The organism is Bartonella sp. AD328YNZD (assembly GCF_042196425.1).
In genome coordinates, this window is the sequence record NZ_JBHIQG010000442.1 from 1 (window position 1) to 1,707 (window position 1,707).

At 35.1% G+C, this 1,707-nt stretch carries 1 protein-coding gene; it reads right to left on the minus strand.

Features of this window, described 5'->3' with window-relative positions; genetic code table 11:
• Window positions 1-713: 713 nt before the first annotated feature.
• Window positions 714-1,493 (minus strand): hypothetical protein, encoded by a 780-nt coding sequence (locus ACFIO3_RS12650; RefSeq protein ID WP_375695316.1) that lies wholly within the window; start codon window positions 1,491-1,493, stop codon window positions 714-716.
• Between the last annotated feature and the right edge of the window lie 214 nt (window positions 1,494-1,707).

Genomic DNA, 1,707 nt, shown 5'->3' on the forward strand with positions numbered 1-1,707 from the left:
CGATAAAGAGGTATTTTATATCTTATGAAATCAAAAGCCTTTTAATGAATATAGTGCATAGCTAGTTTTGAAGAACGCAACTGTATTCGCTTCCACAAAAAAATGGAAGCGAACAATGCCATGGCAGTAGAATTACTATCTACTTTAGACTTGGTACTAAGAAATGTTTTAAAAGTTATAGTTTAACAATACGCTTATGAGACCCTCTCTAAGTGAACGTTTAAACGTTTGAAACTGATGTTTATAACAGTTTTTAAAGCCTTGCGTTTGATAAAAACGCTTGTTTATTGTCTTATGAGAAATTGTTTTGAAAACCAACGTTTACAGATGTAAAAAGAACGTTTTAAAAAAGACATTAGTCTAATAGGCATTTGCTTTTGATTGTATTGAGATGAATCTAAAAAGCGTTTTGATTTGTTTGATACGTTTGAGAGAAACGAAAAGCATTTATAGGCTCTCTCATTCAAATGAGTGATTAAAGATCATACGCATCATTTACATTCCTTTTGATAAGTTTTCATATCTCAATAGAGCGCTTGCAATATGATACGTTTTGTATATATGCATTTATTACTCCATTGTAGATGATTATTTTTTTTATCATTAGAATCATTACGTGAAAGCCGCGTCATATCACTTGGCACGGCTTTCTTTTATGAATACTCTCTTTTATGATGGAGTTATCCTATTAAAAGGCACCCCCATGCCTATTTTTATTCTGTTTTATCAACAATCTTGACAACATTATCGCTTTGATAAACCTCATAATTTTGAGCAACTGATCTTACATTGCTTTGTTTATCTATTTTTGCTTTTCCATAGGCACGACCATAGACCTTTACAGAACCAGAGATTTTTGCATTTCCATAAACAGAGCCATAAATCGCAGCACGCCCACTCACAAGAGCAGAGCCGTAAACCTTACCATAAATCTTTGCAAAGCCTTTGATAGTAGCTTGTCCATAAATTTTTGCACTGTTGTAAATACAAGCAGAGCCAGAAACCTTTGAATGACCATAGATCCTAGCATGATCATAAACAAAAACATCATGAGAAACGCGCGCATGTTGATAAACATGGGCATTGCTATAAACGCGGGCGTGATCACAGACATGAGCATTGCCATAGATATTGCCAGCCACATGAGCACTTCCATAAACACAAGCATGGTCATAAACTTTAGCATATCGAGTGATTAAAGCCTTTCCATAGACCTCAGCATTACCATAGACACGCCCACGCACATGAGACAAATGACGTACTTTAGCATGATCAGAAACATGAGCATAGCCATAGACACAAGCCTCATCATAGACCCAGCAATTGCCATAATGAGATAAGTTCCCTTCATTTTCGATATAGCCACCTAAATCGCCAGCCTTAACATCATCAAAATCTCTTAAAGCCCGAATACGATAAAGGTTTATAATTTGCTTAGTAAGTCTCTCTTTAATTTGTTTGATTTGATTGGTTAATTCATATTTTTTACACATAGAGATACCCTCACAATCTAATGTGATAAACGTTTTCTAAAATTTGAAATGGAAAATTGGATTGAAAGCAGACGCCCCCCGCCGCGCCCCGCGCTGTTATTTAAGCAGCGTCTCTTATGATTTGATCACAAATTTTCATATGACCATTTAATTTTTTTGTATCTATATATGAATTGCCAAAAACACTCACTTGATCACAAATGTATGTATAGCC